The sequence below is a fragment of the Methylocella sp. genome, assembly GCF_041905455.1.
Taxonomy (GTDB): domain Bacteria; phylum Pseudomonadota; class Alphaproteobacteria; order Rhizobiales; family Beijerinckiaceae; genus Methylocapsa.
This window is the reverse complement of sequence record NZ_JAYRLA010000016.1, coordinates 22,729-48,967: the sequence shown is the minus strand read 5'-3', so window position 1 is coordinate 48,967 and position 26,239 is coordinate 22,729. Positions and strand designations below refer to the sequence as shown.

Genomic DNA, 26,239 nt, shown 5'->3' with positions numbered 1-26,239 from the left:
AAACCTGGACGGCTCTAGGCGATGACCAGTTTCCGCCCGGCGGATCAAGAACGTTTGGATCGGGCGGACGGCGCCTCGTTCATCCTCGACGCGCCGATGGTCCACGAGCGTTTCTCCGCTCTTTCGTCGTCGGCTCCTTCTCGGCTGGCGCTGGTCGGGTCCGGCTTTCGCCTGAGCTACGGGGAGCTTGCGTCGGTCTCGAACGGGGTCGCGGTCGCGCTTGCGCGGCTCGGAGCCGGCCGCGAGGCCCGGGTCGCGCTCGTCTTCGGGCGCACGCCGCTCGCCATCGTCGCCATGCTCGGCGCGCTCAAGGCCGGGGCGGCCTATGTCCCGCTCGACCCCGACGCCCCGGCCGAGCGCAACGCCGCCATGATCGCCGACGCCGGCGCAAGCGTCCTCGTCTGCGAGGACGGCGATCGGCGCGCCGACGCCCTCGCGCCCGGGCTGCCCCGCCTGCGCCTCGATCCGGCCAGCCTCCCCAGCGCCGCCGAGGCCCCGCAGGTCGAGGCCCATCCCGACCAGCTCGCCTATGTCGTGTTCACCTCGGGCTCGACCGGACGCCCCAAGGGCGTCGGCGTCGCCCACGGCCCGCTCGCCATGCATGCGCGCGAGGTCGGCGCGCTCTACGGCGCGAACCCCGACGACGTCGTGCTGCACGTCATCTCCTTCAGCTTCGACGGCGCCACCGAATGCTGGCTCGCCGCGCTCGCCCATGGCGGGCGCCTCGTCGTCGCCGACCCGAAAAGCCTCGCCCCCGCCGACCTCCTCGCCCTCGTCCGCCGCGAGGGCGTCACCATCGTCGGCATGACCCCCGCCCTGCTCATGAGCCTCGTCGAGGCGCAGGACGGCGAGGGCGGCGGCCCGCTCCCGGTCAGATCCTGGACCGCCGGCGGCGAGGCCTTCGCGCTCAAGGACTTCGCCCGCCTGCGCGCCGCCTTCCCGTCCGCCCGGATCATCAACGGCTACGGCCCGACCGAGGCGGTGATCACCCCGACGCTGTTCGCCGCGGCGCCGGACGCGCCGGCGGCCCGCTACGCCAGCCCGGCGGGCGAAGCCGGCTTCGTGCCGATCGGAACGCCGGTCGGGGCGCGCGCGGCCCATGTCCTCGACGAGGACATGAACGAGGTCGGCGTCGGCGTTGCCGGCGAACTGCACCTCGGCGGCTACGGCCTCGCGCGCGGCTATCTCGGACGGCCCGGCGAGACCGCCCTGCGCTTCGTCCCCGACCCGTTCGGGCCGCGCGGCGCAAGGCTCTACCGCACCGGCGACCGCGTCCGAAGACGCGAGGACGGCGGCCTCGACTATCTCGGCCGGCTCGACCGCCAGGCCAAGATCCGCGGCTTCCGCATCGAGCCCGGCGAGGTCGAGGCGCAGCTCGTCGCCGACCCGCTCTGCCGCGAGGCGGCGGCCGTCGTCGCCCGCCGCGCCGGCGCGCCGCAGCTCGTCGCCTATGTCGCGCCGGCCCGGACCCCCGAGGCGCAGGCGCTCGACGCCGCGACGCTGGCGAGCCGCCTGCGAACCCGCCTCGAAGCCCGCCTGCCCGACTACATGCGCCCCTCGCTGATCGAGGTTCTGCCCGCCCTGCCGCGCCTGCCCAACGGCAAGATCGACCGCCTCGCCCTGCCCGAGCCGGCCTGGCCGCACACCGCATACGAGCCCCCCCGAACCGAGACCGAACGCGCCCTCGCGGCGATCTGGGAAAGCCTCCTCGACGCCCGACCCATCGGACGCGCCCAAAGCTTCCTCGAACTCGGCGGAAACTCAATAACCGCAATAAAAATGACCGCGGGGATCAGGCGCAGGTTCGATGCGACGATCGGCCTCGAAGAGGTCTTCGCGACGCCGACCCTCGCCGAGCTCGCCGCGGCGATCGAACGCGCCGCCGACGCCGCGACTGCGCTCGACGACGTCGACGCGCTGCTCGCGCAGTGGGAGGCCTGGGATATGACGCAGTCGATGCGGCGGGAGCGCTCCGACTGGGAGGGGATCGCGCGGCGCGTCGCGGCGCTGCCGGCCGACAGGCGCGCGCCTTTCCTGCAGGCGACGCAGGCGCACGGCGTCTCGCTCGACGAGCTGCCGTTTGTTCCGATCGACGCCCCGGACGGCATGTCGCCCGCCCAGCGGCGGTTGTGGTTCCTGTGGCGGCTCGAGCCGCAGTCCGAGGCCTATGTCGTCGGCGGCGCGCTGGCGCTCGAAGGCGCGCTCGACGAAGCGGCGCTGCAGCGCGCCCTCGACTGGCTGTCGGCCCGGCACGAGGCGTTGCGCACGATCTTCGCGCCGCAGGACGACGGCGACGCGCGCCCGCTCGTCCTGCCTCCCGCCGCGCTCGCCCTGGAGCGCGCGGACGCGCCCGACGCCGAGACGCAGGCGCGCGAGATCGCGAAAGCCCGCGTGCGCCGGCCTTTCGACCTGACGGCCGGGCCGCTGCTGCGCGCCGGCCTCGTGCGCGTCGCGCCGTCCCGCCATCTGCTCTGGCTCGCCGTCCATCACATCGTCTGCGACGGCTGGTCGATGGCGACGATGGTCGAGGAGCTGGCGGCCGCCTACGGCGCCTTCGCGCAGGGCGAGTCGCCGACTCTGCCCGCCCCGCCGATCCGCTACGCCGACTACGCCGCCTGGCAGCGCCTGCGCGCCGAAGCCGGCGAGGCGACGCGCCAGCTCGACTGGTGGAAGGGCGAACTCGGGCAGGCGCGCCCGCCGCTCGCCCTGCCGACCGACCGGCCGCGCCCTCCCATTCAGAGTTTCCGCGGCGCGCTTCATGCATTCACGCTCGACGCCGAACTCAGCCGGCGCGCGCGCGACTTCTCGCGCAGCCGCGGGGCGAGCCTGTTCATGACGCTGCTCGCCGCCTATCACGCGCTGCTCGCGCGGCTCTCCGGCGAGGACGACATCAGCGTCGGCGTCTCGAACGCCAACCGCGCGAGACCTGAGACGGCGGGCCTCGTCGGCTTCTTCGTCACGACGCAGGTGATCCGCGCGCGTCCGCGCGGCGAGACCTCGTTCGACGCGCTGCTCACAAGCGTCAAGGCGACCACGCTGAAAGCCCAGACGCGCCAGGACGTCGCCTTCGAGGCGCTGGTCGAGGCGCTGGCGCCGGAGCGCTCGCTGAGCTGCAACCCGCTGTTCCAGGCGAAATTCACGCAGCAGATCGCGCTGCCCGAAGCGATCGAGGCGGCCGGCCTCGTCTTCTCGCCGGCGCTGAGCGCGGACGAAGCCGCGCGTTTCGACCTGAGCCTCGATTTCGTCGACCGCGGCGAGACGATCGAGGCGGCGTTCGCCTACGCGGCCGATCTTTTCGACGCGCCGACCGTCGCCCGCTTCGCCGAGCTTTACGCCGATTTTCTCGACCATGCGCTCGCGCGCCCGCAGGCGCCTTTGCGCGAATTTTCGCCGAAGCGCGCTTCCCGCCTTGCAGGCGAAGCGCGCGTCTTCCCCCATAGGGACGTCCTTTCCACCTTCGCGGCCAGCGTCGCCGCCTCGCCCGAGGCGGTCGCCCTCACGGACGGCGCGGCGACGCTCACTTGCGCCGAGCTCGACGCGCGCTCGTCCCGGCTAGCTGCCGCGCTGCGAACGCGCGGCGTCGGGCGCGAAAGCGTCGTCGCCCTCCTCGGCGGACGAAGCGCCGGCTTCGTCACGGGACTGCTCGCGATCATGAAGGCGGGCGGCGCCTACGCCCCGCTCGATCCGCGCCAGCCCGAGAAGCGCTTGCGCGCGCTGATCGCGCAAAGCGGCGCGAAGCTCGTCCTCAGCGATCGTCGGGACGCGCGCTTCGGCGCGCTCGCCGTCGACGACCTTCTCGCCGACGCGCCCGAGCCCCCCTCCGCATGGCCGGCGCCGCATCCACGGCAGGCGGCCTATCTGATCTTCACCTCCGGTTCGACCGGGGAGCCGAAGGGCGTCGTCGTTCCCCATCATGCGCTCGCCAATTACGTCGCCGGCGCCCTCGGGCGGCTGGCGCCGCCAGCCGACTGCGGGCTTGGCATGGCCTCGACGATCGCCGCCGACCTCGGCCACACCGTCCTCTACGGCGCGCTGTGCTCGGGCCGGACGCTGCACCTCATCGACGAGGACGCGATCCTCGACGCCGACCGCTTCGCCGACGTGGTCGCCGCACGCCGGATCGGCGCCCTGAAGCTCGCGCCAAGCCATCTGCAAGGCCTGCTCGCGACGCCGCGCGCCGCCGAGGTCCTGCCCGCCTGCGCGTTGATCCTCGGCGGCGAAGCGCTGCCGCCCGCCCTCGTCGAAGCCGCGCGCGCGCTCAAGCCGGGCCTGCGCGTCGTCAACCATTACGGGCCGACCGAAACCACGGTCGGCGCGCTGACGCATGAGCCCGCCGGCCTGCCGGCGCATGGCTCGGTTCCGATCGGCCGTCCGCTGCCCAATGTCGACGTCATGCTGCTCGACGCCGACCTCAATCCCGTCCCGCCGGGCTCGACCGGCGAACTCCACATAGGCGGCGACGCGCTGGCGCGCGGCTATCTCGGCCGGCCCGGGGCGACCGCCGAGCGCTTCGTCCCCGATCCGTTCCGGCCGGGCGCGCGGCTCTACCGCACCGGCGACTTCGGCAGGCTCGACGCGCAGGGGAACGTCGTGTTCATCGGCCGGCGCGACGATCAGGTGAAGATCCGCGGCCACCGCGTCGAGCTGCGCGAGGTGGCGCAGACGCTGCGCTCCCTTCCCGGCGTAGACGCCGCCGAAGTCATCTTCGAGCGCGCCCAGAGCGGGCGCGAGCGGCTCGTCGCCTATGTCGTCGCTCCCGCGGCGGAGGCGTCCGCGATCGAGGCGCAGGCGCGCGCGATGCTTCCGGCGCATATGGTCCCGGCCGCTTTCGTGAAGCTGGAGCGGATGCCGGTGACCGCCAACGGCAAGCTCGACAGGGCGCGGCTTCCAGCGCCCGAGGCCGTCGCCGCGAAGGCGCCTGAAAATCCTGCGGGCGAGATTGAGCGCGTCCTCGCCGGCGTGTGGGGCGACGTGCTGCGCCGGCAGGATTTCAGCCCGGACGACAATTTCTTCGCGCTCGGCGGCGACTCAATCCTGACCCTGCAGGTTGTCGCCCGCGCCAAGCGCGCCGGCGTAAGAATCACGCCGAAGCAGCTATTCGAGACGCAAACGGTTCGCGCGCTCGCCCGCCTCGCGACGCCGGCCGCGCCGCAGGCGCCGACGCCCGGTCCGAAGCCGACCGTCGAAATCCCGCTCACCCCGGCCGCGGCGGAATTCTTCGCGCGCCCCGTCGGCGCGCGCAGCCACTGGAACCAGTCCGTTCTGCTCGTCCCCTCCTCGCCGCTCAAGCCGGAGGCGCTGACGCAGGCGCTCGCGGCGCTCGCCGCGACACATGACGCGCTGCGCCTGCGCTTTGCGCTCAAGGACGGGCGCTGGCTGCAGCGTCGCGTCGAGGTTCAGGGCGCGACCGACCTGTTGCGCGTCATAACAGTCGCCGACGAGGCGGCGCTTTCGCGCGCCTGCGAAGAGACGCAGCGCAGCCTCGACATCGAGAACGGGCCGCCGCTGCGCGCGCTGCTCGCCGTCTTCCCGGACGGACGCCAGCGTCTGATGATGACCATCCATCATCTTTACGTCGACGGCGTCTCCTGGCGCATCCTTCTCGACGATCTCGAGCTCGCCCTGACGCAGATCGCGCAAGGTCGGGAGCCGCGCCTGCCGCCCGTCGAGACGAGCTTCGGCGACTACGCGCAAAAGCTTTTCCTGCGCGCCCATTCGCAGGCGCTGCGCGACGAGCTGCCGCATTGGCGGGCGCTCGCGGGCGTCGAGCCCGAGCATGCGCCAAGGCCCCTCACGCAGGCGCGGCGGCTCTCGCGCAGCCTCGACGCGGCCCTGACGCGCCGTCTCGACGAGGCGGCGACGCGGGAGGGCGGACGCCTGCACGAGACGATGGCCGCCGCCTTCGTCCACGCGCTCGACGGCGAAAGCGTCGACATGTGGATCGAGGGCCATGGCCGCGGCGGGCCCCTTGTCGATCTCGACCTCGGACGCACGGTCGGCTGGCTCACTGCGCTCTATCCCGTCCGGCTCGGGCGCGGGGCGCGCTTTTCCGACACGCTGCGCCTGACGAGCGACACGCTCGCAGCCGTTCCGGGCGAAGGCGTCGGCTACGGCCTTCTGCGCTGGCTCGCGCCGGAAGACGCCAGAGCTTCCGTCGCCGCGCCGCGCGGTCCGGTGTTCAACTATCTCGGCCGCTTCGACGCGAGCCTTTCGCGGGACGCCTTCTTCCACGTCGCGCCCGAGGGCGCCGGCGCCGAGCGCGATCCGCAGGCGCCGTTCCTCGAGCCGATGCGGCTCGACGCGCGGATCCTCGACGGCGCGCTCAGGCTCGACTGGACCTTCGACCCGTCTTTATATGACGAGGCTGCTGCGCAGACCGTCGCCGCAGCGTTCGAGGCGGCGCTGCGCGAGGCGGCGGGCGAGCCGGGACGGCCGCGTCCCGTCGCGCTCACGCCGATGCAGGAAGGCCTCCTGTTCCAGGCGCTGCTCGCGCCGCAGGATCAGGCCTACGTCAACCTGCTCGCCGTCACCCTCGAAGACCTCGACGTCGAGCGCTTCAGGAACGCCTGGCGCGAGACGATCGCGCGGCACGAGGCGCTGCGGCTCGTCTTCCGTCGGGACGACGGCGAGGCGGCGCGCGCGTTCGCCCTCGACGACGCGCAGCCGCTGTTCGAGGAGCATGACTGGCGCGGCCAGGACGACGTCGACGCGCGCCTGCTGCGGCTCGGCGAGGCGGAGCGCAAGCGCGGCTTCGATCTATCCGCCGCCCCGCCCATGCGCTTCGTCCTCGTGCGGATCGACGAGAAGCGCTGGCGCTTCCTCTTCGTGCGCCATCACGTGCTGCTCGACGGCTGGAGCACGGCGCGCATTCTCAACGAGGTCGCCGACGCCAGCGCCGGCCTGCGCGAGCCCGCCGCGCCGACGCGCGTGCGCGATCATCTCGCAGGGCGCGACCGCGCCGCCGACGAAGCCTTCTGGCGCGACGCGCTGAAGGACGTCGCCGAGCCGTTCCGCCTGCCGAGCCGCTCCGCATCCGACGAGACGCGCGGGCGCCTCGTCCTTCGACTGCCGGCGCAGCCGCTGCGCGAGGGCGCGCGCGAGGCTCGCGTCACGCTCAACACGCTCGTCCAGGGCGCCTTCGGCCTGCTTCTGCAGCGCCGCTCGCTGCAGCGGCGCGCGATCTTCGGAGTCACGGTCGCCGGCCGGCCGGAGGACGCGCTGGACGCCGTCGGCCTGTTCATCAACACTCTGCCGGTCGTCGTCGAGGCGCGCCCCGATCTTTCAACGCGCGACTTCCTCGCCGCCTTGCAGGCGCAGAACGCCGCGATGCGCGAGCATCAGCGCGCGCCGCTCTACGACGTCCAGTCATGGGCGGCCTTTTCCGGCGAGCCGCTGTTCGACGCCGCGCTGGTGTTCGAGAACTACCCTGTCGACGGAACGCGCGCCGGCGCCTTCTACCGCGACCCGCTGGTCGACGAGGATACGCATTACCCGCTCTCCCTGACGGTCGAGGCGGGCGAGGAGATCGTCCTGACCTTCGGCTACGCCCGCGCGCAGTTTTCGGACGCGGAGGCCGCGGCGCTCGCCGATCAGTTCGCGCGCGTCCTGACGCGCCTCGCCGAGGACGTCGAGCGCCCGCTCGGGCGCGTCGGCCTAGCCGGGAGCGGCGCAGGCGAGATCGGCGCGCCGGCGCAGGGCTTCATTCCCGTTCACGAGGAGATCGCGCGCCGGGCCGCGGAGACGCCGGACGCCGTCGCCGTGCGTGGGCCGCGCGGAACTCTGAGCTACGCCGCGCTCGAGGCGCGCGCGAACGCGATCGCCGCCCGCCTTGCGCGGCTCGGCGTCGGCCGTGAGGCGCGCGTCGGCGTGTTCCTCGAGCGCGACGCCGACATGGCGGCGACGCTCGTCGCAATCTTCAAGGCAAGCGCGGCCTATGTTCCGCTCGACCCCGATTATCCCGAAAGCCGGCTCGCCTTCATGGCCGCCGACGCCGGGCTGGCCGCGCTGGTCACGCAGGAGAGCCTGCGGGCGAAGGCGCCGGCGGGCGGCTTCGCGGTCCTTGCGCTCGAGGATGTCGGAGAAGCGGCCGCGCCCTCCGCCTCGCCTACGCTTCGCGGAGATGATCTGGCCTACGTCATATACACGTCGGGTTCGACCGGGCGTCCCAAGGGCGTGATGATCCCGCACGCGGCGCTCGCCAATCTGCTCGCCTCGATGGCCGAGGCGCCGGGCCTGGCGCGCGACGACCGGATGGTCGCGCTCACCTCGCTGTCGTTCGACATTTCGGCGCTCGAGCTGCTGCTGCCGCTGACGCGCGGCGCGCAGCTGCGGATCGCCTCGCGCGAGGAGACGGCCGACGCGCGTCGCCTCGCCGCGCTGCTCGACGAGGCCGGAGCGAGCGTCGTGCAGGCGACGCCTTCGGGCTGGCGGCAGCTCGTCGACGGCGGCTGGAAGGGCCGCCCCAGCCTCAAGGCGCTGTGCGGCGGCGAGGCGCTTCCGCCCGACCTCGCGGAGGCGCTCGTCGCGCGCGGCCTCGAACTGTGGAACATGTACGGGCCGACCGAGACGACGATCTGGTCCGCGGCCGCGCGCGTCGTTCCGGGCGAGGGCGCGCCGCCCGTCGCAGGGCCGGCGCGCGCGACGAGCCTGCGCGTCCTCGACGACGCGCTCGAGCCCGTCCCTGCGGGCGCCGCAGGCGAACTCTTCATCGGCGGACGCGGCCTTGCGCGCGGCTATCTCGGCCGCCCCGGGCTCACCGCCGAACGCTTCGTCCCCGATCCGTTCGGGCCGCCCGGCGCGCGCATGTACCGCTCCGGCGACGTCATGCGCGTCCGCTCCGACGGCGGCTTCGACTATCTCTGCCGCGCCGACCATCAGGTGAAGATCCGCGGCCACCGCATCGAGCTCGGCGAGGTCGAGGCGGCGCTCGCGGCGCATGAGGGCGTGCGCGCCGCCGCAGCCGCGCCGTCGCCGCGCGGCGACGCCCTCGTCGCCTATGTCGTCGCGCGCGAGGGGCTCGACGAGGAGACGCTCGTCGCCCATCTCGCCGCGTGCTCGCCGGCGCACATGCTGCCCTCGCGGATCGTCTTCCTCGAGCGCCTGCCGCTCACTCCGAACGGCAAGCTCGACCGCGCCGCCCTGCCGCGGCCCGAAGCGGCGCAAGCCTCGTTCGCCGCGCCGCGCGAAGGGATCGAGCGCGCCGTCGCCGACATCTGGAGCGCTGTCCTCGGCGTCCCGCAGGTCGGGCGCGCCAGCCACTTCTTCCGCCTCGGCGGCCATTCGCTGAGCGCGACGCGGATGATCGCGCGGATCGAGGTCGAGCTCGGCCTGATCGTCCCGCTGAAGACGATCTTCGACGCGCCGACGCTCGCAGGATTCGCCGCGCGGCTCGAAGCGCTACGCCCGGCGGAGAAGGCGGAGCGGCTCGATGCGCTGATGGCGGAGCTCGGCCTGTCATGAACGTCGCCGTCATGGACAACGCCGCCAAGCTGCGCGCGCTCGCCGAACGCGTCGCCGCGAGCGCGCCGGCCGAGCGCCTAGCGCTCGTCGAGCGGCTGCGGACGGCGGGCCTCTCGCTCGGCGACCTGCCGGTTCCGCGCGCGGACCGGACGCGTCCGCTTCCCGCCAGCGACCTGCAGCGCCGGCTCTGGATCCTGTGGCGGCTCGATCCGGCAAGCGCCGCCTACGCCGTCGGCGGCGGGCTGCGGCTGCGCGGGCGCCTCGACGCGTCCGCCCTGCGGCGCGCCTTCGACGCGGCGGCCGCGCGGCACGAAATCCTGCGCACGCGCTTTTGCGAAGACGCCGGCGGGACGCTCTCGCAGATCGTCGATCCGCCCGGACCCTGCGATTTCGCGCTAGCCGACCTTGCGGCCGCCGCCGACCCCGAGGCGGCGCTGACGCTGGCCGCGCGCCAGACGATCGAAGCGCCCTTCGACCTCGAAAAGGGCCCGCTCCTGCGCCTTCGCTTGCTGCGGCTCGGCGAAGACGACCACGCTCTCGTCATGGCGCTGCATCACGCCGTCTGCGACGGCTGGTCGCTCGAAATTCTCGGGCGTGAAGTGAGCGAGGCCTACGCCGCCTTCGCCGGGGGACATGCGTTCGAGGCGCCGGTTCCTTCGATCCAGTTCGCCGATTGGACGGCTTGGCGCGCCGCAAGGCTCGAGGCCGGCGAGTTCGAGGACGCGATCGCGCGGAGCGTCGCACGCCTTGAAGGTTTTCCCCGCGCCGCAGCGCTTGGCGGCTTCGTGGACGAGAACGCTGAGCTGGACGGACGCGCTCTGCGCCTGCCGCTCGCCTTCTCCTCTGAAGCCGGCGCCGGCGCGCAGGCCCTGGCGCGCGCGCTGGGAACGACGGGCTTTTCCGTTTCGCTCGCGATCTTTTGCGCCTTCCTGCGCAGGATCGCCGGTCAAAGCCGCTTCATCGTCGGCGCGCCGGCGGCGAACCGGGAAGGCGCGGCGGCGCAGGACGTCCTCGGCGCCTTCGTCAACACGCTGGCGCTGCCGATCGAGGTGGACGCGGGCGCCAGCCTGCGCAGCCTCGTCACGGCTGTCGACGCCGCCGCGCGCGCGGCGCAGGAAGGGCAGGAGGCGCCGTTCGAGCGCGTCGTCGAGACGCTCGGCGGCGGCCCGCTGTTCAATGTGATGTTCGCCTATCAGCGCGCCGCGCCCCCGCCCGTCTTCGCCGGGCTCGCCGCGACGCCGATAGAGGCTTTGCCCGAGGCCGCCAAGTTCGACCTCGCCTTCGGCGTCGAGGAAGGCGAAGGCGGCGCGCTCGCCGGAATGCTGGTCTTCGCCCGCGCTCGCTTTTCGCGCGAGAGCGCGGCGCGGCTGCGCGGCCGCCTCCTGCGCTTCTTCGAGGAGGCGGCGCTGCGTCCCGACGCGTCGCTCGTCGATCTCGACATGCTGCCTCCAGCCGAACGCGGCCTGCTCGCGCGCTGGGGCGCGCCGCGCCGCGCGCCGGCCTTCGTCTCCGCTGCGCAGCTGATCTCCGCTCTTTCGTCGTCCGCTCCTTCTCGGCTGGCGCTGGTCGGGTCCGGCTTTCGCCTGAGCTACGGGGAGCTTGAGTCGGTCTCGAACGGGGTCGCGGTCGCGCTTGCGCGGCTCGGGGCGGGCCGCGAGGCCCGGGTCGCGCTCGTCTTCGGGCGCACGCCGCTCGCCATCGTCGCCATGCTCGGCGCGCTCAAGGCCGGGGCGGCCTATGTCCCGCTCGACCCCGACGCCCCGGCCGAGCGCAACGCCGCCATGATCGCCGACGCCGGCGCAAGCGTCCTCGTCTGCGAGGACGGCGATCGGCGCGCCGACGCCCTCGCGCCCGGGCTGCCCCGCCTGCGCCTCGATCCGGCCAGCCTCCCCAGCGCCGCCGAGGCCCCGCAGGTCGAGGCCCATCCCGACCAGCTCGCCTATGTCGTGTTCACCTCGGGCTCGACCGGACGCCCCAAGGGCGTCGGCGTCGCCCACGGCCCGCTCGCCATGCATGCGCGCGAGGTCGGCGCGCTCTACGGCGCGAACCCCGACGACGTCGTGCTGCACGTCATCTCCTTCAGCTTCGACGGCGCCACCGAATGCTGGCTCGCCGCGCTCGCCCATGGCGGGCGCCTCGTCGTCGCCGACCCGAAAAGCCTCGCCCCCGCCGACCTCCTCGCCCTCGTCCGCCGCGAGGGCGTCACCATCGTCGGCATGACCCCCGCCCTGCTCATGAGCCTCGTCGAGGCGCAGGACGGCGAGGGCGGCGGCCCGCTCCCGGTCAGATCCTGGACCGCCGGCGGCGAGGCCTTCGCGCTCAAGGACTTCGCCCGCCTGCGCGCCGCCTTCCCGTCCGCCCGGATCATCAACGGCTACGGCCCGACCGAGGCGGTGATCACCCCGACGCTGTTCGCCGCGGCGCCGGACGCGCCGGCGGCCCGCTACGCCAGCCCGGCGGGCGAAGCCGGCTTCGTGCCGATCGGAACGCCGGTCGGGGCGCGCGCGGCCCATGTCCTCGACGAGGACATGAACGAGGTCGGCGTCGGCGTTGCCGGCGAACTGCACCTCGGCGGCTACGGCCTCGCGCGCGGCTATCTCGGACGGCCCGGCGAGACCGCCCTGCGCTTCGTCCCCGACCCGTTCGGGCCGCGCGGCGCAAGGCTCTACCGCACCGGCGACCGCGTCCGAAGACGCGAGGACGGCGGCCTCGACTATCTCGGCCGGCTCGACCGCCAGGCCAAGATCCGCGGCTTCCGCATCGAGCCCGGCGAGGTCGAGGCGCAGCTCGTCGCCGACCCGCTCTGCCGCGAGGCGGCGGCCGTCGTCGCCCGCCGCGCCGGCGCGCCGCAGCTCGTCGCCTATGTCGCGCCGGCCCGGACCCCCGAGGCGCAGGCGCTCGACGCCGCGACGCTGGCGAGCCGCCTGCGAACCCGCCTCGAAGCCCGCCTGCCCGACTACATGCGCCCCTCGCTGATCGAGGTTCTGCCCGCCCTGCCGCGCCTGCCCAACGGCAAGATCGACCGCCTCGCCCTGCCCGAGCCGGCCTGGCCGCACACCGCATACGAGCCCCCCCGAACCGAGACCGAACGCGCCCTCGCGGCGATCTGGGAAAGCCTCCTCGACGCCCGACCCATCGGACGCGCCCAAAGCTTCCTCGAACTCGGCGGAAACTCAATAACCGCAATAAAAATGACCGCGGGGATCAGAAAAAAACTCGGGGCGCGGCTCGATCTGCGCGCCGCGTTCGACGCGCCCACCCTCGCCGACATGGCGCGCCTGATCGAGAGCGCGCCGCGCGCCGACGGTGAGCGCGAGACCATCATGCCGGCGCCGGACGGTCCCGCGCCGGCGACGCCGACGCAGGAGGAAATCCATCGCTGGCTGCGCGCGCGCCCGTCAAGCCCCGCCTATAACGTCGACGGCGCCGTCAGGCTTTCGGGGTCGATCGACCCGCTCGCCTTCACCCGCGCCTTCGACGCGCTCGTCGAGCGCCACGAGGCGCTGCGCACGGGACTGCGCTTCATCGACGGCGAGCTCAAGCAGGTCGCCCTGCCTCCGCGCGCGGTGTTTGAACATCTCGACCTCGGCGGTCTTCCCGACGCGGCGCGGCAGGCGGAGGCTGCGGCGCGGCGCAACGTCCTGCGTCCGTTCGACCTGACCGCCGGCCCGCTCCTGCGCGCCCTTCTCGTCAGCGCCGGTCCGACCGATCACATCCTGACGATCGTCGCCCATCACGCCGTCGTCGACGCGCAGGCGATGGACGTGCTTCTCGAGGAGCTCTCCCTTCTCCTCGAAGGGCGCCCGCTCGTCCCCGCGCCCCGGCGGCTGCGCGACTACGCCTGCTGGCGGCGTTTCCGCGACGCGGGACCCGAGTTCGAGCGCCGGCTCGCGCAGGCCCGCGAGCGCCTGTCGGGCGCGTGGAGCGCCTGGCCGGTCGCGCCGGACCGTCCCGCCGAGGCGGGCTTTTCCGACGCCGGCGGGCGCGTGCGCTTCGAGATCGCCGCGCCGCTCGTCGCCTCGCTGCGCGCGCAGGCGACCGCGGCGCGGGCGAGCCTGCCGATCCTCGTCCTCGCCGCGCTCGGCGCGACGCTTTGTCGATGGGCGCGCGTCGAGCGCGTCGGGCTCGAAGTCCTGATGAGCGACCGGCGTCATCCCGACGCCGAGCGGATCGTCGGCGTCCTGCTCGACTCCGACGTCGCGATCGTCCGCGCGCCGGAGGACGCGCCCTTCTGCGAGACGCTCGCCGCCGTCCGCGAAGACCGGCTCGCCGCGGAGACGGCGCCGCCCATCCCCTTCCGGCGGCTGATCGAAGCCATCGCGGACAAGGACGAGCCTCCGCTCGAAATCCTGTTCAACTATCTGCGGCGCGCCGCGGCGCCTGCGCGCTCCCTCGCAGGCGTTCCGATCGAAGACTTTCCGATGGAGACCGGAGCGGAGACGCATCCGCTCGAATTCGACTTCATCGAGGACGCGGACGGACGCCTCGCCTGCTCCGTCGGCTATCTCGCCGCGCTGTTCGACCCTGCGACGGTCGAGGGCCTCCTCGCCGCCTTCCGCGCGGCGCTCGCGACGATCGCGGCCGATCCACGCACGCCCGCCTCACATCTTACGAGACGCGATCATGTCGACCACTGAACACCAGATGATCGGGATCGGGTTCGGCCCCGCCAATCTCGCCCTCGCCGTCGCGCTCGCCGAGCGGCCCGCCGCGTGCGGCCTCGACGTCTGCTTCCTCGAGCGGCAGGGCGACTTCCGCTGGCACCAGGGCATGCTGATCGAGGACAGCCGGGTGCAGATCTCGTTCCTCAAGGACCTCGCGACGCAGCGCGACCCCACGAGCCGCTTCACCTTCATCAACTATCTGCACGCGACGGGGCGCCTGCACAGCTTCATCAATCTGAAGCGCGGCAATCCGACGCGCGCCGAATTCACGAACTACTTCCGCTGGGCGGCCGAGGCGTTTCGCGACCACTGTCGCTACGGCGAAACGGTGGAGAGCGTCGAGCCTGTGGCGCGCAACGGACGGGTCGCGCGCCTCTGCGTCACTTCAACCAACAGCACCGGCGAACGCCGCGCGCGGCTCGCGCGCGACCTCGTCGTCGCAGTCGGCGGACGCCCCCACATCCCGCAGCCGTTCGCGTCGGCGACGCCGGAGCGGATCGTCCACGCCAGCCGTTACGTCACCCGGGCGCGGGCGATCCTTTCGGCCTCGCCGCGCCCGCTGCGCGTCGCCGTCGTCGGCGGCGGACAGAGCGGCGCGGAGGTGTTCCGCGACGTCGCGGAGCGCTGGCCGCAGACCCAGGTCGACCTCATCCTGCGCGACCACGCGCTGCGGCCCGCCGACGACAGCCCCTTCGTCAACGAGATCTTCGATCCCGCCTTCGTCGACGTTCTGCACGGGCTGCCCGACGAGCGGCGGCGCTCGCTCCTGGGCGCGCTCAAGAACACCAATTACTCCGTCGTCGACCTCGAGCTGATCGAGCGCATCTACGCCATGCTCTACGAGCAGAAGTTCGCCGGCGCGGCTCGCCTGCGCCTTCTCGCCAACCGCGTCGCCGCCGCCGCGCGCGCCGACGACGGGCGCGTCGAACTCGATCTGCGCGACACGCTGACAGGCGCGCGCGAGCAGATCGCCTACGACCTCATCATCCTCGCCACAGGCTACCGCTACGACGCGCACGAGCGCCTGCTCGCGGCTCTTTCCGCCGATCTCGGCTCCTTCGAGGTCGACAGGTTCTACCGGGTGAAGACTCCGCCTTCCTACGCCTGCCGAATCTACTTGCAGGGATGCAACGAGGACAGCCATGGCCTCAGCGACACACTGCTCTCGATTCTACCGCTGCGGGCGAATGAGATTGTGGACGATATGTTGTCGAGCAGGCATTGTTCGATGGCGACGGCGATGTGACGACGCCTCGTTCGACGGAAGGACGACTTTTGAGGCCCGCCGAAGAAATTTTCCCGGACGCATCGCCGAAGGCCCGAATTGGGGAGATGACAAATTGAACGGACACTCTTTCTGGCGGAAGCGGTTGGCGGCGACCGCCTCCGCCGCCACGCTCGTCCTCGCGGCGTCCGCCGCTCTGGCGCAGGAGGCAGGAGAGCAGACGCTGCCCCAGGTCGACGTCTCCGGGCAGGGAACAGGCGGCGGGGTCGGTCCCTTCCACGGCCTCGTCGCGCCTTCGAGCACGGCCGGCACCAAGACCGACACGCCGATCATCGAGACGCCGCAGTCGATCACTGTCATCGGCCGCGACAGGATGGATCTGTTCCAGGACACCAACGTCAATGAGGCGCTGCGCTACACGCCCGGCGCGGCGCCGGATGTCTACGGCTCGGACCAGCGCTCAGACAATTACATCACCATCCGCGGTCTGCCGGCGAATTTCTTCCAGGACAATCTGCAGCTGCCGCTGCTGCTGCCCTACGCAAGCTGGCGCGTCGATCCCTGGTCGCTCGAACGCATCGAGGTGCTGCGCGGCCCGGCCTCGATCCTCTACGGACAGGGCAATCCCGGCGGCACGGTCAACTATGTTTCGAAGCGGCCGACCGCGACGCCGCTGTTCATCGCGCAGACGCAGTTCGACTCGCACGGCCGCATCGAACTCAATCTCGATCAGGGCGGACCGATCGACCCGCAGGGAACATGGGCCTATCGCGTCGCCGCCACCGCCTACCAGACGGATCTCCAGTTCGGCGATCCGAACGTCGGCCGGCGCCTCTCTTTCTCTCCCTCGCTGCGCTGGTCGCCGGACGCCTCGACCTCGCTAACCTTCTTCGCCAACTATCTGCACGACCGCACCAGCGTCGACACCAACTTCCTGCCCGCCGCGGGCACCGTGCTGTTCAATCCGCTCGGCCAGATTCCGCGCTCGACATGGACTGGAAATCCCTATTTCGACAATTACGACAAGGAGCAGTGGTCGGCGGGCTACGAATTCTCGCACGAGATCAACAAGGTCTGGACCGTACGTCAGAACCTGCGCTACAATAGCATCACCAACGACATCAAGACAGTTTACGGCGCCGGGCTCTATCCTATCCCCGGCAACTACAGCTCCATCGCCGAGATCGCCGCGCGCGCCAACACCGGCGCCGCCCGCTTCGGCGTCGACACGCAGGCCCAGGCGAAGTTCGACCTCGGCGAGACGTCACACACCATGCTGTTCGGCGTCGACTACGCGCATCAGAAGACCTGGGATCCGCAATACTATAATTTCGTTCCGACTCTGTTCAACGTCTTCGCGCCGAACTACACGAATCTCTGGGATCTCAAGCTCTATCCGGCGCAGAACCAGCGCCAGCAGCTCGACCAGGTCGGCCTCTACGCGCAGGACCAGATGAAGGTCTCCGATCGCGTCGTCATCACCGGCGGCGTGCGCTACGACATCGCGCAGCAAAGCTTCCGCGACTCCGTCGCGAGCCCGGACACGGTCTACATGACCAACAACGTTTGGTCGCCGCGCGTCGGCGCGGTGTTCCTGCTCGATGGCGGCTTCGCCCCCTACGCCTCCTACACGCAGTCGTTCCTGCCGAACGTCGGCTCGAACGCCGAGGGCGAACCCTTCGCGCCGAGCTTCGGCCGGCAGGGCGAGGTGGGCGTGCGCTACATTCCCCCGGGCACGAACAGCCAGATTTCGGCCGCCCTGTTCGACATCGACCAGACCAACGTCATCTCGCAAAACGGCGCCAATCTTTCCGACAACATCGCGCAGGACCTCAACTCCAAGGGCGTCGAGCTCGAGGCGCTGCTGCAATTCGAAGAAGGTTTCCGCGCCATCGCCGCCTTCACCTATCAGAACGTGCGCGTCACGAAGGACGCAGATCCGGCGATCATCGGCAACCGTCCGGTCGCCGTGCCGAACACGATGCTGCAGGTCTGGGGCGACTACAAATTCTCCTCGACTCCGCTCGCCGGGCTGCGGGTCGGCGCCGGCATCCGCTATTATGGCGCGACGACGGGCGACGAAGAGAACACTTTCAACGTGCCGAATTTCACGCTCCTCGACGCCGGCATATCCTACGAGTTCCAGAACTGGCGCGTGGCGCTCAACGTCAACAACATCCTCGACACGCACTACGTCTCGGCCTGCTCGAGCCTCGCCTCCTGCTTTTACGGAGCCGGCCGGCTCATCACCGGATCGGTCCGCTACACATGGTGACGAGCCTCGCCGAGCGCGTCGCGACGACGGACGACTGGCCTTTCGGTCTGACGCTCGCCGACGGGCGACGCGCGTACGCCCGGACGCATGAGGGCCGCGCGACGCTGAGCCTCGACGCTCGCGCGGACCTGCGCCTTTGCGCCGTCGGACCCGGCGCATTCGAATCCTTCGAGCGGATCGACGCCGACGCGCTCCCGCCGCCGGCGCTGCTTCCCCTGCTCGCCTGCGTCTTCTCCCAGCCGCCGCGGCCCGCCGTCTTCACGCTTCTTGCGCCAGCTTCCCCGGAGTTCGCAGCCGAAACGCTGGCGCACGGGATCTTCGACGCGGCCGAGCGGCTCGACGACGGGCGATGGCGGTTCCGCATCGCGCGCGGACGCTTCTGGGACGATCCGCGCATGTGGCTGCGCGAGCGCCCCGTTCCCGGCGCCGGCGCGCGCCCGACCAAGCCGCGCGGCGAAGTCTACCGGCGCCATATGCCGCGCTTTCGCGCCGACTACAGCATCCGCGCCTTCGACATGGACAGGGATCTTGCGACCTTCAACGCGTGGATGAACCTCGACAGCGTGGCTCATTTCTGGGACCAGAAGGGCTCCCGCGACGAGCATCGCGCCTATCTCGAGAGCATGGCGGCCGATCCTCATATGACCAGCATGGTCGGCTGCTTCGACGACGAGCCCTTCGCCTATTTCGAGGTTTACTGGGCGAAGGAGGACCGCATCGCGCCCTTCTACGACGTCGACGATTTCGACCGCGGCGTGCATCTGCTCGTCGGCGATTCGAAGCATCAGGGGCCGGGCAAGGTCGAGGCGTGGTTTCGCGGCCTGTTGCATTACATGTTCCTCGACGAGCCGCGCACGCGCCGCATCGTCGGCGATCCGCGCGTCGACCATGTGCGCTGGATCGAATATATGGAGAAGCAGGGCTTCCTGCGGCTGCGCGAATTCGATCTGCCGCACAAGCGCTCGGAGCTCGTCTTGATCGAGCGCGAGACGTTCTTCGGCGAGCCCTGGGGCGGCCCGCGCTGACCGCTCCGCTCAGCCGCGCGGCGCGGCGAGCACGGCTCCGGTCATGGCGTTCGAAAGGCGGATCGCCGAACCCGGCCCGCCGAAGTTCCAGATGTTGCGCTCGATCAGGCTGACGCGCCCCTCGCGCTTGGCCGGGGCGCGCGCCCAGACGACGCTGGAGGTCTTCGACTCGAGCGTCACGGACGGATCGGTGAAGCTGACGAGGCCGACGTCGACGTCCTCGAGCCCCAGAAGCTCGTCCGAGCGCAACGCCCGCACGCCGTCGGGCGAGCGCTGCGCCGGCCAGAAGCTCAGGCCGAGCCGGCGCGCTATTCCCGCCGCCATGCTGTCGGCGGTGAACACCCAGTAGGTGTCCGGCAGGCCCAGCTCCTGCAGCAGCGTGAAGCCGCCGCCGGTGCGCCGCGCCGCCTCGAGCCGCGCGCGGTCGCCCTCGATCGCTCGTTCACTCGCCGCGCGCACGGGGGCGGCGAACGGGACGCGGCCAGCCATCGCCGCGATGAGGTCCAGCATCTCGAACACGGCTTCCAACTGAGTGACGGCGGTCCGGCCGGGTGCGAATTGCATGAGCGCCGTCGGCGCGATCGCCTCGAAGGCGTCGAACAGCGGCGCGTGACGGTAGGCGACGCCGAGGATCAGGTCGGGCTCGAGCCGCGCGATCGCCTCGAGGCTCGGCTGCTGGCGCGTGCCGACGTCCGCCGCCGCCTGCAGCCGATCGACGGCGACGCCGATCCAGCCCGGATAGAGCGCCTTGTCCGACATGCCGACCGGCGGCAGGTCGAGCAGCGCCAGCGTCTCGGCGAGCAGGAACTCGAGCGCGACGATCCGGCGCGGGGACGACGGCATGTCGCGCGAGCGGCGCAACAGGAGCGGCGAGCGAAGAGGATCGGCGTCCTGCGCCGCGGCGGCCCCGGCGAGGACGGCGCCGGGCCCGAGCGCGAGAAGGCCGCGCCGCGTCAGGGAGAGCGTCATCGCGGCGCGCCCTCCGCGCCCCTGCGCAGGAACAGCCACAGGAAATAGGGCGCGCCGACGAGCGCCGTGAAGGCGCCGGCGGGAATTTCGACCGGCGCGAGGAGGACGCGGCCGAGGATGTCGGCGATCATCGTGACCAGGGCGCCGACGAGCGCGGCGACGAGCAGGCGCCGCCCGTGGTCGGAAAAGCCCATGAGCTTTGCAAGATGTGGCGCGATCAGGCCGACGAAGCCGATCGGCCCGACGATCGCCGTCGCCGCGCTGGCGAGCGCGGCCGAGACGACGAGCGCGCAGCCGCGCAGCCGCGCCGCCGGCACGCCGAGATTGGCCGCCTGGTCGTCGCCGAGCGCGAGGAGGTCGAGCGGGCGCGCGAGCAGGACGAGCGCCGGCGCGGCGAGGAGGAGCCAGGGCGCGAGCGACGCCGCGTCGGCGAAGCTGCGCCCATAGGTCCCGCCGACGAGCCAGATCAGCGCGCGCGCCGGCTGCGCGCTCGATTCGACGATCAGGGCGTAGGTGAGCGCGGCGAACAGGCCGCTGAAGGCGAGGCCGGTCAGGGCGAGCGGCAGCGGCGCGAACCTGGCGCGCCGGTTGAGCGCGAGCAGCGCGCCGAGCGCGCCCATGCCGCCAAGGACGGCGAGGGAGAAGGCGCCGGCGCGCCCCATCAGCGGGAACGCGAGCGCGCCTGACAGCGTGGCGAGCGCCGCGCCCTGCGTGACGCCGATGAGCTCAGGCCCGGCGAGGGCGTTGCGCAGCACGCTCTGCAGCAGCGCGCCGCTGATCGCCAGCATCGCCCCGGCGAGCGCCGCGACCGCGAGGCGCGGGGCGCGCACGCCGAAGATCAGCGCGCTCACACGGTCGTGGCCGGCGAGAGCTTCGAGGAGGCGCGCCGGCGACAGGAACGTCTCGCCCCACATCAGCCCGAACGCGGCGGCGGCGACGAGAAGGACGGCGAGGAGGAGCGCGACGGGCCGGACGGAAGGCGCCCGCGCGGCCCCGGACGCCTCGGTCCGGTCGGGCGCGAAGACGATCTCGCCGCGCAGGGCGAGAAAGAGCAGAAGCGGCGTCCCGATCAGCGCCGCGGCGACGCCGGTCGAAATCCCCGAGCCGAGGTCGAGCGCGCCCGCCGCCTCGTCGGCGGCCAGCAGCAGCGCCGCGCCGACGAGCGCCGAGACCAGGGCGACGTCGCCGAGCCGCCGGCGGCCGACGCCGCGCGCGACGTTGGGGGCGAGGAGGCCGACGAAGCCGATCGGCCCGGCGATGGCGACCGCGACGGCGGTCAGCGCGCTCGCCGCGACGACGGCGGCCAGACGGGCCGGCCGCGCCGGCGCGCCAATGGCGAAGGCCGCGTCGTCGCCAAGCGTCGAGGCGGCGAGCGGGCGCAGCAGGAACGGCAGCGCGGCGAGCGGCGCCAGCGCCCACAGCGCCGCCCGCGCGAGGCCGGCCGCCCCCGGCTGATAGAGGGCGCCGGCGCCCCACAGCGCGACGCCGGCGACGTTCTGCTCGAACATCGCGAGCGTGAAGGTCACGAGCGAGCCGAACAGCAGCGCGCAGGCGCCGCCGGCGAGGACGAGGCGCAGCGGCGAGGCGCGCCAGCCGCCGGCCGCCAGGATCGCGATCGCCGCCGCGCCGAGGCCGCAGATGAACAGCAGCGGCGGCCCCGCGAGCGGCGTGAGGACGGGCAGCGCGAGCCCGAGCAGGACGCCGAGCTGCGCCCCCGCGGCGACGCCGAGCAGGTCGGGCGAGGCGAGCGGATTGCGTGTCGCCGCCTGGAACAGCGCGCCGGCGAGGCCGAGCGCCGCGCCGGCGAGCAGCCCCGCGCCGACGCGTGGAAGGGAAAGGTTGAAGAAGGCGAAGGCGGCGGCGCTCGAGGCCGCAGCGTCCTCCGCGCGAAGCAGCGCGATGAGCGGCCCGGCGAGCCGCAGCATGACGAGGGCCACGAGCGCGGCGAGGACGAGCGCCGCCGCCGGGAGCGCGAACCGGCGCGGCGGGGCGGAGGCGAGAGCGCTCACGAGGAAGCTTCGACGGCCGCGGCGCGCGGCGCCGTTTCGCGCGAGCCGTAGAACGGCAGGCAGACCGGGCCGCCCAGCGGATGCTCCATCCGCCACATCCTGACGCCGAACACGTCCTTGAGCGGGCCGGCGGCGAGCGCCGTCTCGGGCGGGCCGTCATGCCGCACGCGCCCGCCCTCCATCAGCAGCACGCGGTCGGCGAGCGCCGCCGCCTGGTTGAGGTCGTGCAGCACCGCGACGATGGTGACCCCGCGCTCGCGGTTCAGCCGGCGCAGCGCGTCGACGAGCTCGACCTGATGGCGCAGGTCGAGCCAGGTCGTCGGCTCGTCGAGAAGCAGGATGCGGCATTGCTGGGCGAGCGCCATGGCGATCCAGGCGCGCTGGCGCTCGCCGCCGGAAAGCTCGGCGAGCGGGCGCTCGCGAAGCGCGGAAAGGCCCATCGCCGCCATGGCGTCGTCCATCGCCGCGCGATCGGCCGGCGACAGCGCGCCGATCAGCGGGCGATGCGCGTAGCGGCCGTAGGCGACGAGTTCGCGCACGAGAAGCCCCGGCGGCGCCTCATGCGCCTGCGCCAGCATGGTCAGCGTGCGCGCCCGCTCGCGCCGTCCGAGCGCGGCGAGCGGCCGGCCCTCGACGAGGACCTCCCCCTCCTGCGGCGCCTGCAGGCCGCAGAGCATGCGCAGGAGGGTCGATTTTCCGCATCCGTTCGGGCCGCACAGCGCGGTGACGCCGCCGCGCGCGATCGACAGGTCGACGCCGTCGACGGCCCGCCGCTCGCCGTAGGCGGCGACGACGCCGCGCGCCGCGAGGGCGGGCTCGAACGCGGCTGCGGTCATGCCGGGCGATCGGCCCCGCCCGATTGCGACGCGAACTGCGATTCGTGCGGCTCGGCCATGGCGACGACCACCTTGCGCGGGCCGCGATAGGGCTCGCGGCCGTGCATCGTCAGCATGTTGTCGAGCATCAGCACATCGCCCTCGCGCCAGGAGAAGACCAGCTTCTCGGCCTCGAGCGCGGCGCGCACATGCGCGAGGTCCTCGTCGGGAATGACGCCTCCGTCGCCGAACGTCACGTCGCGCGGCAGACCGTCCTCGCCGACGGCGTCGACGAGCGCCTCGCGCTCCTCTGGCTCGAGCGCCGAGGAATGGAAGAGATGCGCCTGATTGAACCAGACGTCCTCGCCGGTCTTCGGATGGACGGCGACGGCCTGGCAAAGCTGGCTGGTGCGCAGTTCTCCGTCCTCCTTCCACTCGAAGCCGATGGCGTGGGCGCGGCAGTACGCTTCGACCTGCGCCCGATCCTGCGTATTGAACACCTGCGTCCAGGGCACGTCGAGCCCGTTGCCGAAATTGCGCACATAACGCAGGCCGCGCCGGGCGAATTTTTCCCGCAGCGAGGGATCGATCGCGCGATAGACCGCCCTCGCATCGGCGAGCGGCGTCGCGCCGCCCTCAGGCGAGGCTATGACGCAATGGAACCAGATGAGCATCGGCCATTCGCGCGTGTAGGACTGCTCGCCATGCAGGGGAATCTCGCGATGGGCGGGGTACTCGGTCGAGGAGTAGACCTTGCCCTCGACCGCGCTGCGCGGCGTCGAGCCGAACTCGTAGGACAAAAGCTCATGCCCGAAGGCGGCGGCGAAGGCGCGGAAGGCGCCGACGTCCTCAACCACGTAGCCGCGCAGCAGGACGCCGCCGACGCTGCGCAGCGCCTCGTCGATCTCGGGGCGGCGCGCGAAGGCTTCGATGAGCGGCTCGCCGGCGCCGCTGAGGAGCGCCGGCGGCGCGGCGGCGAGGGAGAGCGGATCTGCTTTGGTCATGGCGCTTGTGTTCCCTTGGCGCGGGCGCGGGTCACGCGCCTTCCTTCTCCATGGCCTCGCGCAGGCTGCGCGGGCGCATGTCCGTCCACACCTGCTCGATATGGGCGAGGCAGGCGGCTCGATCGCCGCTGAAGCCTTCCTTGCGCCAGCCGGCGGGGACCGGTTTGAAGTCGGGCCAGATCGAATATTGCTCCTCGTCGTTCAGAACGACATGGAAGGTCAGGTCTTCGCGCTCGAAGCTCATCGTCGCGTGATCCTCCAAAAACGGCGCGCTCCGGAAACGGCGCGCTTCGGAATGACGCCGCGCGAAGGCGCGACGGCTCTCGCGTGAGACGAATCCGCGCGGATGAAATTTAGGGAACCCGCTCATTTTATGCGTCAGCCGCAGAATTTCTATGTATTTGCAGCTTACATCTTAGATAAATTATAAATTATGCGCGCGATATTGAAATAGTGATGACACATATATTAGTTTCATGTATCCGCTCGACTGCGGCTTCGCATTAATTCATGGGAAAGTCCTGTTGACCGCAGAAAGAGCGACGCCATGCCGCTGCTGATCTCGGAAGCCGACGTTCCGCTCGCCGATCCCGGCGCGGTCGCCGCGGCGCTGATCGAGCACATGAGGGAGCACGACGTTAAATTCGCGACGCAGGGGGCGCGCACGATCGTCGAGTTTTACGACGGCCTCGGCGTGCTCGAGGCGACCGGCGACGGGCTGAAGCTGCGCGTCGAGGCGCCCGACCGCACCGTGCTGGAGATACTGCGCGCCGTCGTCGCCGAGCATGTCCTCGCCTTCGCCGGCGAGGAGCTCGCCGACATCGAATGGCGCGGCGACACCGAGGCCGGCCCGCTGTTCTCCGATTTCCGCGAGATGCGGCTCGAGCGCGCCGTCATGGTCGCCCCGCGCATGCGCCGCCTCACCTTCCGCGGCGACGCCGCGCGCTTCGCCTCGCGCGCCGATCTCCATGTGCGCATGTATTTTCCGCCGGACGGCGACGAGCGTCCGCAATGGCCGCGCCCCGGCCCCGGCGGGCGCACCATCCAGCCGCCCGACGGCCGTCGCCCGGCGTTGCGCTACTACACCGTGCGCCGCGCCGACGTCGCCGCGGGCGAGGTCGACGTCGATTTCTTCATGCATGAGGACGGCGGCCCCGGCGCCGCCTTCGCCGCCGCCGCCCGCGAGGGCGCGCTTGTGGGCATGGCCGGCCCGCTCGGGCGCGCCGCCGCGCCCGCCGCCTTCACCCTGTTCGCCGGCGACGAGACGGCGATCCCGGCGATCGCGCGGATGCTCGAGGAGGCGCCGGCGACGGCGCGCGGCGCGGCGCTGATCGAGATCGACGACGCGCGGGACGCGACGCCGCTCGTCGCCCCCGCGGGCGTCGAAATCCGCTGGCTCGAGCGCGCGCGCGCGCCTGCGGGATCGCGGCTTCTCGTCGAGGCGGTGCGCGCGGCGCCCGCCCCCTACGACAGCGACTGCTTCGTCTGGGCGGGCTGCGAGATCTCCGACGCAAGGGCGATCCGCGCCTATCTGCGAAAGGAGCGCGGGCTCGGCCACGAGCGCCATCTCGTCGTCGGCTATTGGGAGCGCGAGAGTGCGGTCGAGCGATGATGCTTGAAAGGCGAGCCCTGGACGCGCAGGCGCGCGTCGTCGTGAAGCAGTATCCGGCCGGCGGCGGCGCTCCAGTCGAAATCGAGATCGACGCCCTCGCCGCGGACGCCGCGCGCCTTGCGGCGCGACGCGACGGACGCCTCGTCGGCGCGGCGCTGGCGCGGCGCGGGGGCGAGGCGCTGACGCTCGAGATTCACGAGCCCGACGTCGGCGCGCCGGGCTCCGTCCCGATCGTCGCGGCGCTCCTCGCGAGCGCCTTCCAGAGCGTCCCTGGCGCCTCGTTCGCGCTCGTCCCCGACCCGGCCGGCGCGCCAGGGCTCGTCCCCTTCGTCACGGAGGCGCGCGCAATCGGCGCCGCCCGCTTCGGCGTCGTCGAACGCGCCGTCTTCCACGCCCTGCCGGCGCTCTGGCGCGACGCCGGCGCGCATGTCCTTTATTCGACGATCCGTTCGCGGCTTGGGCCCGCCGACCGCCCGCCGCCGCTGCGCCCGCCCAAGCCTGCGGGAGTCATGTACCGCCGCTTCGTTCCCGGGCTCGGCGAATTGTCGCTGCGGCCGATCGACCGACGCAAGGACCTCGCCCTGTTCCACGGCTGGATGAACCAGAAGCGTGTCGCCTTCTTCTGGGACATGGCGCAGAGCGAGACGGAGCTCGACGCCTATCTCGCGGCGCAGGAGGCCGACGCGCATACGATCGGCGTCGTCGCCGCGCTCGACGGCGAGCCCGGCGCCTATCTCGAATTCTACTGGGCGAAGGAGGACCGGCTCGGCGCGCATTACGAGGCGGAGGATTTCGACCGCGGCTGGCACGCGCTGGTCGGCGAGCCGCGCTTCCTCGGGCGCGCGCGCACGCTCGCCCTGTTCCGCTCGCTGACCCACTACCTCTTCCTCGACGATCCGCGCACCATGCGCATCGTCGGCGAGCCGCGCGCCTCCCACGTCAAGATCCTGAGCTATTGCGAGGACGTCGCCTACGACCGCGTCAAGGAGTTCGACTTTCCCCATAAACGCGCGATGCTGGTGATGTGCCGGCGCGAGCGCTTTTTCGCCGAAGTGCCGCTCTGAGCCGTCATCCAATCGGATCGGACCGCTCCATCCGGGATTCGCCATGCCGTTTCGCGTCGGCGGTGGTAGACTTCGCGGCGGACCGCGGAGAAGGCGGCCAAAGCCGCGCGCCTTGAAA

12 protein-coding genes are annotated in these 26,239 nt (G+C 72.0%); 7 read left to right on the top strand and 5 right to left on the bottom strand.

Annotated features, from left to right (window positions below; all coding sequences use genetic code 11):
• Window positions 1-54: 54 nt before the first annotated feature.
• The 5 genes from ACE3OG_RS13340 (at window position 55) to ACE3OG_RS13320 (ending at window position 18,648) form a co-directional block, all read left to right on the top strand.
• Window positions 55-9,459 (top strand): amino acid adenylation domain-containing protein, encoded by a 9,405-nt coding sequence (locus ACE3OG_RS13340; protein ID WP_374309427.1) that lies wholly within the window; start codon window positions 55-57, stop codon window positions 9,457-9,459.
• Window positions 9,456-14,096 (top strand): amino acid adenylation domain-containing protein, encoded by a 4,641-nt coding sequence (locus tag ACE3OG_RS13335; protein ID WP_374309425.1) that lies wholly within the window; start codon window positions 9,456-9,458, stop codon window positions 14,094-14,096. Before ACE3OG_RS13340 ends, ACE3OG_RS13335 begins: the two co-directional genes overlap by 4 nt.
• Window positions 14,083-15,369 carry a lysine N(6)-hydroxylase/L-ornithine N(5)-oxygenase family protein gene (locus ACE3OG_RS13330; RefSeq protein ID WP_374309423.1) on the top strand — a complete coding sequence of 429 codons (1,287 nt, stop codon included), beginning with the start codon at window positions 14,083-14,085 and terminating at the stop codon, window positions 15,367-15,369. The genes ACE3OG_RS13335 and ACE3OG_RS13330 overlap by 14 nt, the downstream gene beginning before the upstream one ends.
• 94 nt (window positions 15,370-15,463) lie before the next feature.
• Entirely contained in the window at window positions 15,464-17,623 is a 2,160-nt protein-coding gene (locus ACE3OG_RS13325) for a TonB-dependent siderophore receptor (RefSeq protein ID WP_374309421.1), read from the top strand.
• Window positions 17,617-18,648, top strand: a complete 1,032-nt coding sequence (locus tag ACE3OG_RS13320; RefSeq protein WP_374309419.1) for a GNAT family N-acetyltransferase — start codon at window positions 17,617-17,619, stop codon at window positions 18,646-18,648. Before ACE3OG_RS13325 ends, ACE3OG_RS13320 begins: the two co-directional genes overlap by 7 nt.
• Before the next feature lie 9 nt (window positions 18,649-18,657).
• Here ACE3OG_RS13320 and ACE3OG_RS13315 read toward each other — a convergent pair whose 3' ends face one another.
• From ACE3OG_RS13315 to ACE3OG_RS13295, 5 genes are read right to left on the bottom strand one after another with little or no spacing between them, the layout of a single operon-like run.
• The gene (locus tag ACE3OG_RS13315; protein ID WP_374309417.1) at window positions 18,658-19,617 is read right to left on the bottom strand and encodes an ABC transporter substrate-binding protein; all 960 of its coding nucleotides are present in this window, start codon (window positions 19,615-19,617) and stop codon (window positions 18,658-18,660) included.
• Window positions 19,614-21,626, bottom strand: coding sequence for an iron ABC transporter permease (locus tag ACE3OG_RS13310; protein ID WP_374309415.1), 2,013 nt, complete (start codon window positions 21,624-21,626; stop codon window positions 19,614-19,616). Before ACE3OG_RS13310 ends, ACE3OG_RS13315 begins: the two co-directional genes overlap by 4 nt.
• Complete coding sequence (locus tag ACE3OG_RS13305) at window positions 21,623-22,462, bottom strand: ABC transporter ATP-binding protein (protein WP_374309413.1); 840 nt, start codon at window positions 22,460-22,462, stop codon at window positions 21,623-21,625. Before ACE3OG_RS13305 ends, ACE3OG_RS13310 begins: the two co-directional genes overlap by 4 nt.
• Window positions 22,459-23,445: a TauD/TfdA family dioxygenase gene (locus ACE3OG_RS13300; protein WP_374309411.1), complete on the bottom strand. Its 987-nt coding sequence runs from the start codon at window positions 23,443-23,445 to the stop codon at window positions 22,459-22,461. Before ACE3OG_RS13300 ends, ACE3OG_RS13305 begins: the two co-directional genes overlap by 4 nt.
• A 31-nt stretch (window positions 23,446-23,476) precedes the next feature.
• Window positions 23,477-23,689, bottom strand: a complete 213-nt coding sequence (locus ACE3OG_RS13295; protein WP_374309409.1) for an MbtH family protein — start codon at window positions 23,687-23,689, stop codon at window positions 23,477-23,479.
• 303 nt (window positions 23,690-23,992) lie between these two features.
• Here ACE3OG_RS13295 and ACE3OG_RS13290 point away from each other — a divergent pair, with 303 nt between their 5' ends.
• Window positions 23,993-25,057 (top strand): DUF2218 domain-containing protein, encoded by a 1,065-nt coding sequence (locus ACE3OG_RS13290; RefSeq protein ID WP_374309407.1) that lies wholly within the window; start codon window positions 23,993-23,995, stop codon window positions 25,055-25,057.
• On the top strand, window positions 25,057-26,121 hold the full coding sequence (locus ACE3OG_RS13285; protein ID WP_374309405.1) for a GNAT family N-acetyltransferase: 1,065 nt from the start codon (window positions 25,057-25,059) through the stop codon (window positions 26,119-26,121). Before ACE3OG_RS13290 ends, ACE3OG_RS13285 begins: the two co-directional genes overlap by 1 nt.
• The last annotated feature ends 118 nt before the right edge of the window (window positions 26,122-26,239 follow it).

What these genes read in the sequence shown, in the direction of transcription:
- ACE3OG_RS13315 (WP_374309417.1), bottom strand. Translation starts at nt 19,617, where the DNA reads ATGACGCTCTCCCTGACGCGGCGCGGCCTTCTCGCGCTCGGGCCCGGC.
- ACE3OG_RS13305 (WP_374309413.1), bottom strand. Translation starts at nt 22,462, where the DNA reads ATGACCGCAGCCGCGTTCGAGCCCGCCCTCGCGGCGCGCGGCGTCGTC.
- ACE3OG_RS13320 (WP_374309419.1), top strand. Translation starts at nt 17,617, where the DNA reads ATGGTGACGAGCCTCGCCGAGCGCGTCGCGACGACGGACGACTGGCCT.
- ACE3OG_RS13290 (WP_374309407.1), top strand. Translation starts at nt 23,993, where the DNA reads ATGCCGCTGCTGATCTCGGAAGCCGACGTTCCGCTCGCCGATCCCGGC.
- ACE3OG_RS13295 (WP_374309409.1), bottom strand. Translation starts at nt 23,689, where the DNA reads ATGAGCTTCGAGCGCGAAGACCTGACCTTCCATGTCGTTCTGAACGAC.
- ACE3OG_RS13285 (WP_374309405.1), top strand. Translation starts at nt 25,057, where the DNA reads ATGCTTGAAAGGCGAGCCCTGGACGCGCAGGCGCGCGTCGTCGTGAAG.
- ACE3OG_RS13330 (WP_374309423.1), top strand. Translation starts at nt 14,083, where the DNA reads ATGTCGACCACTGAACACCAGATGATCGGGATCGGGTTCGGCCCCGCC.
- ACE3OG_RS13300 (WP_374309411.1), bottom strand. Translation starts at nt 23,445, where the DNA reads ATGACCAAAGCAGATCCGCTCTCCCTCGCCGCCGCGCCGCCGGCGCTC.
- ACE3OG_RS13335 (WP_374309425.1), top strand. Translation starts at nt 9,456, where the DNA reads ATGAACGTCGCCGTCATGGACAACGCCGCCAAGCTGCGCGCGCTCGCC.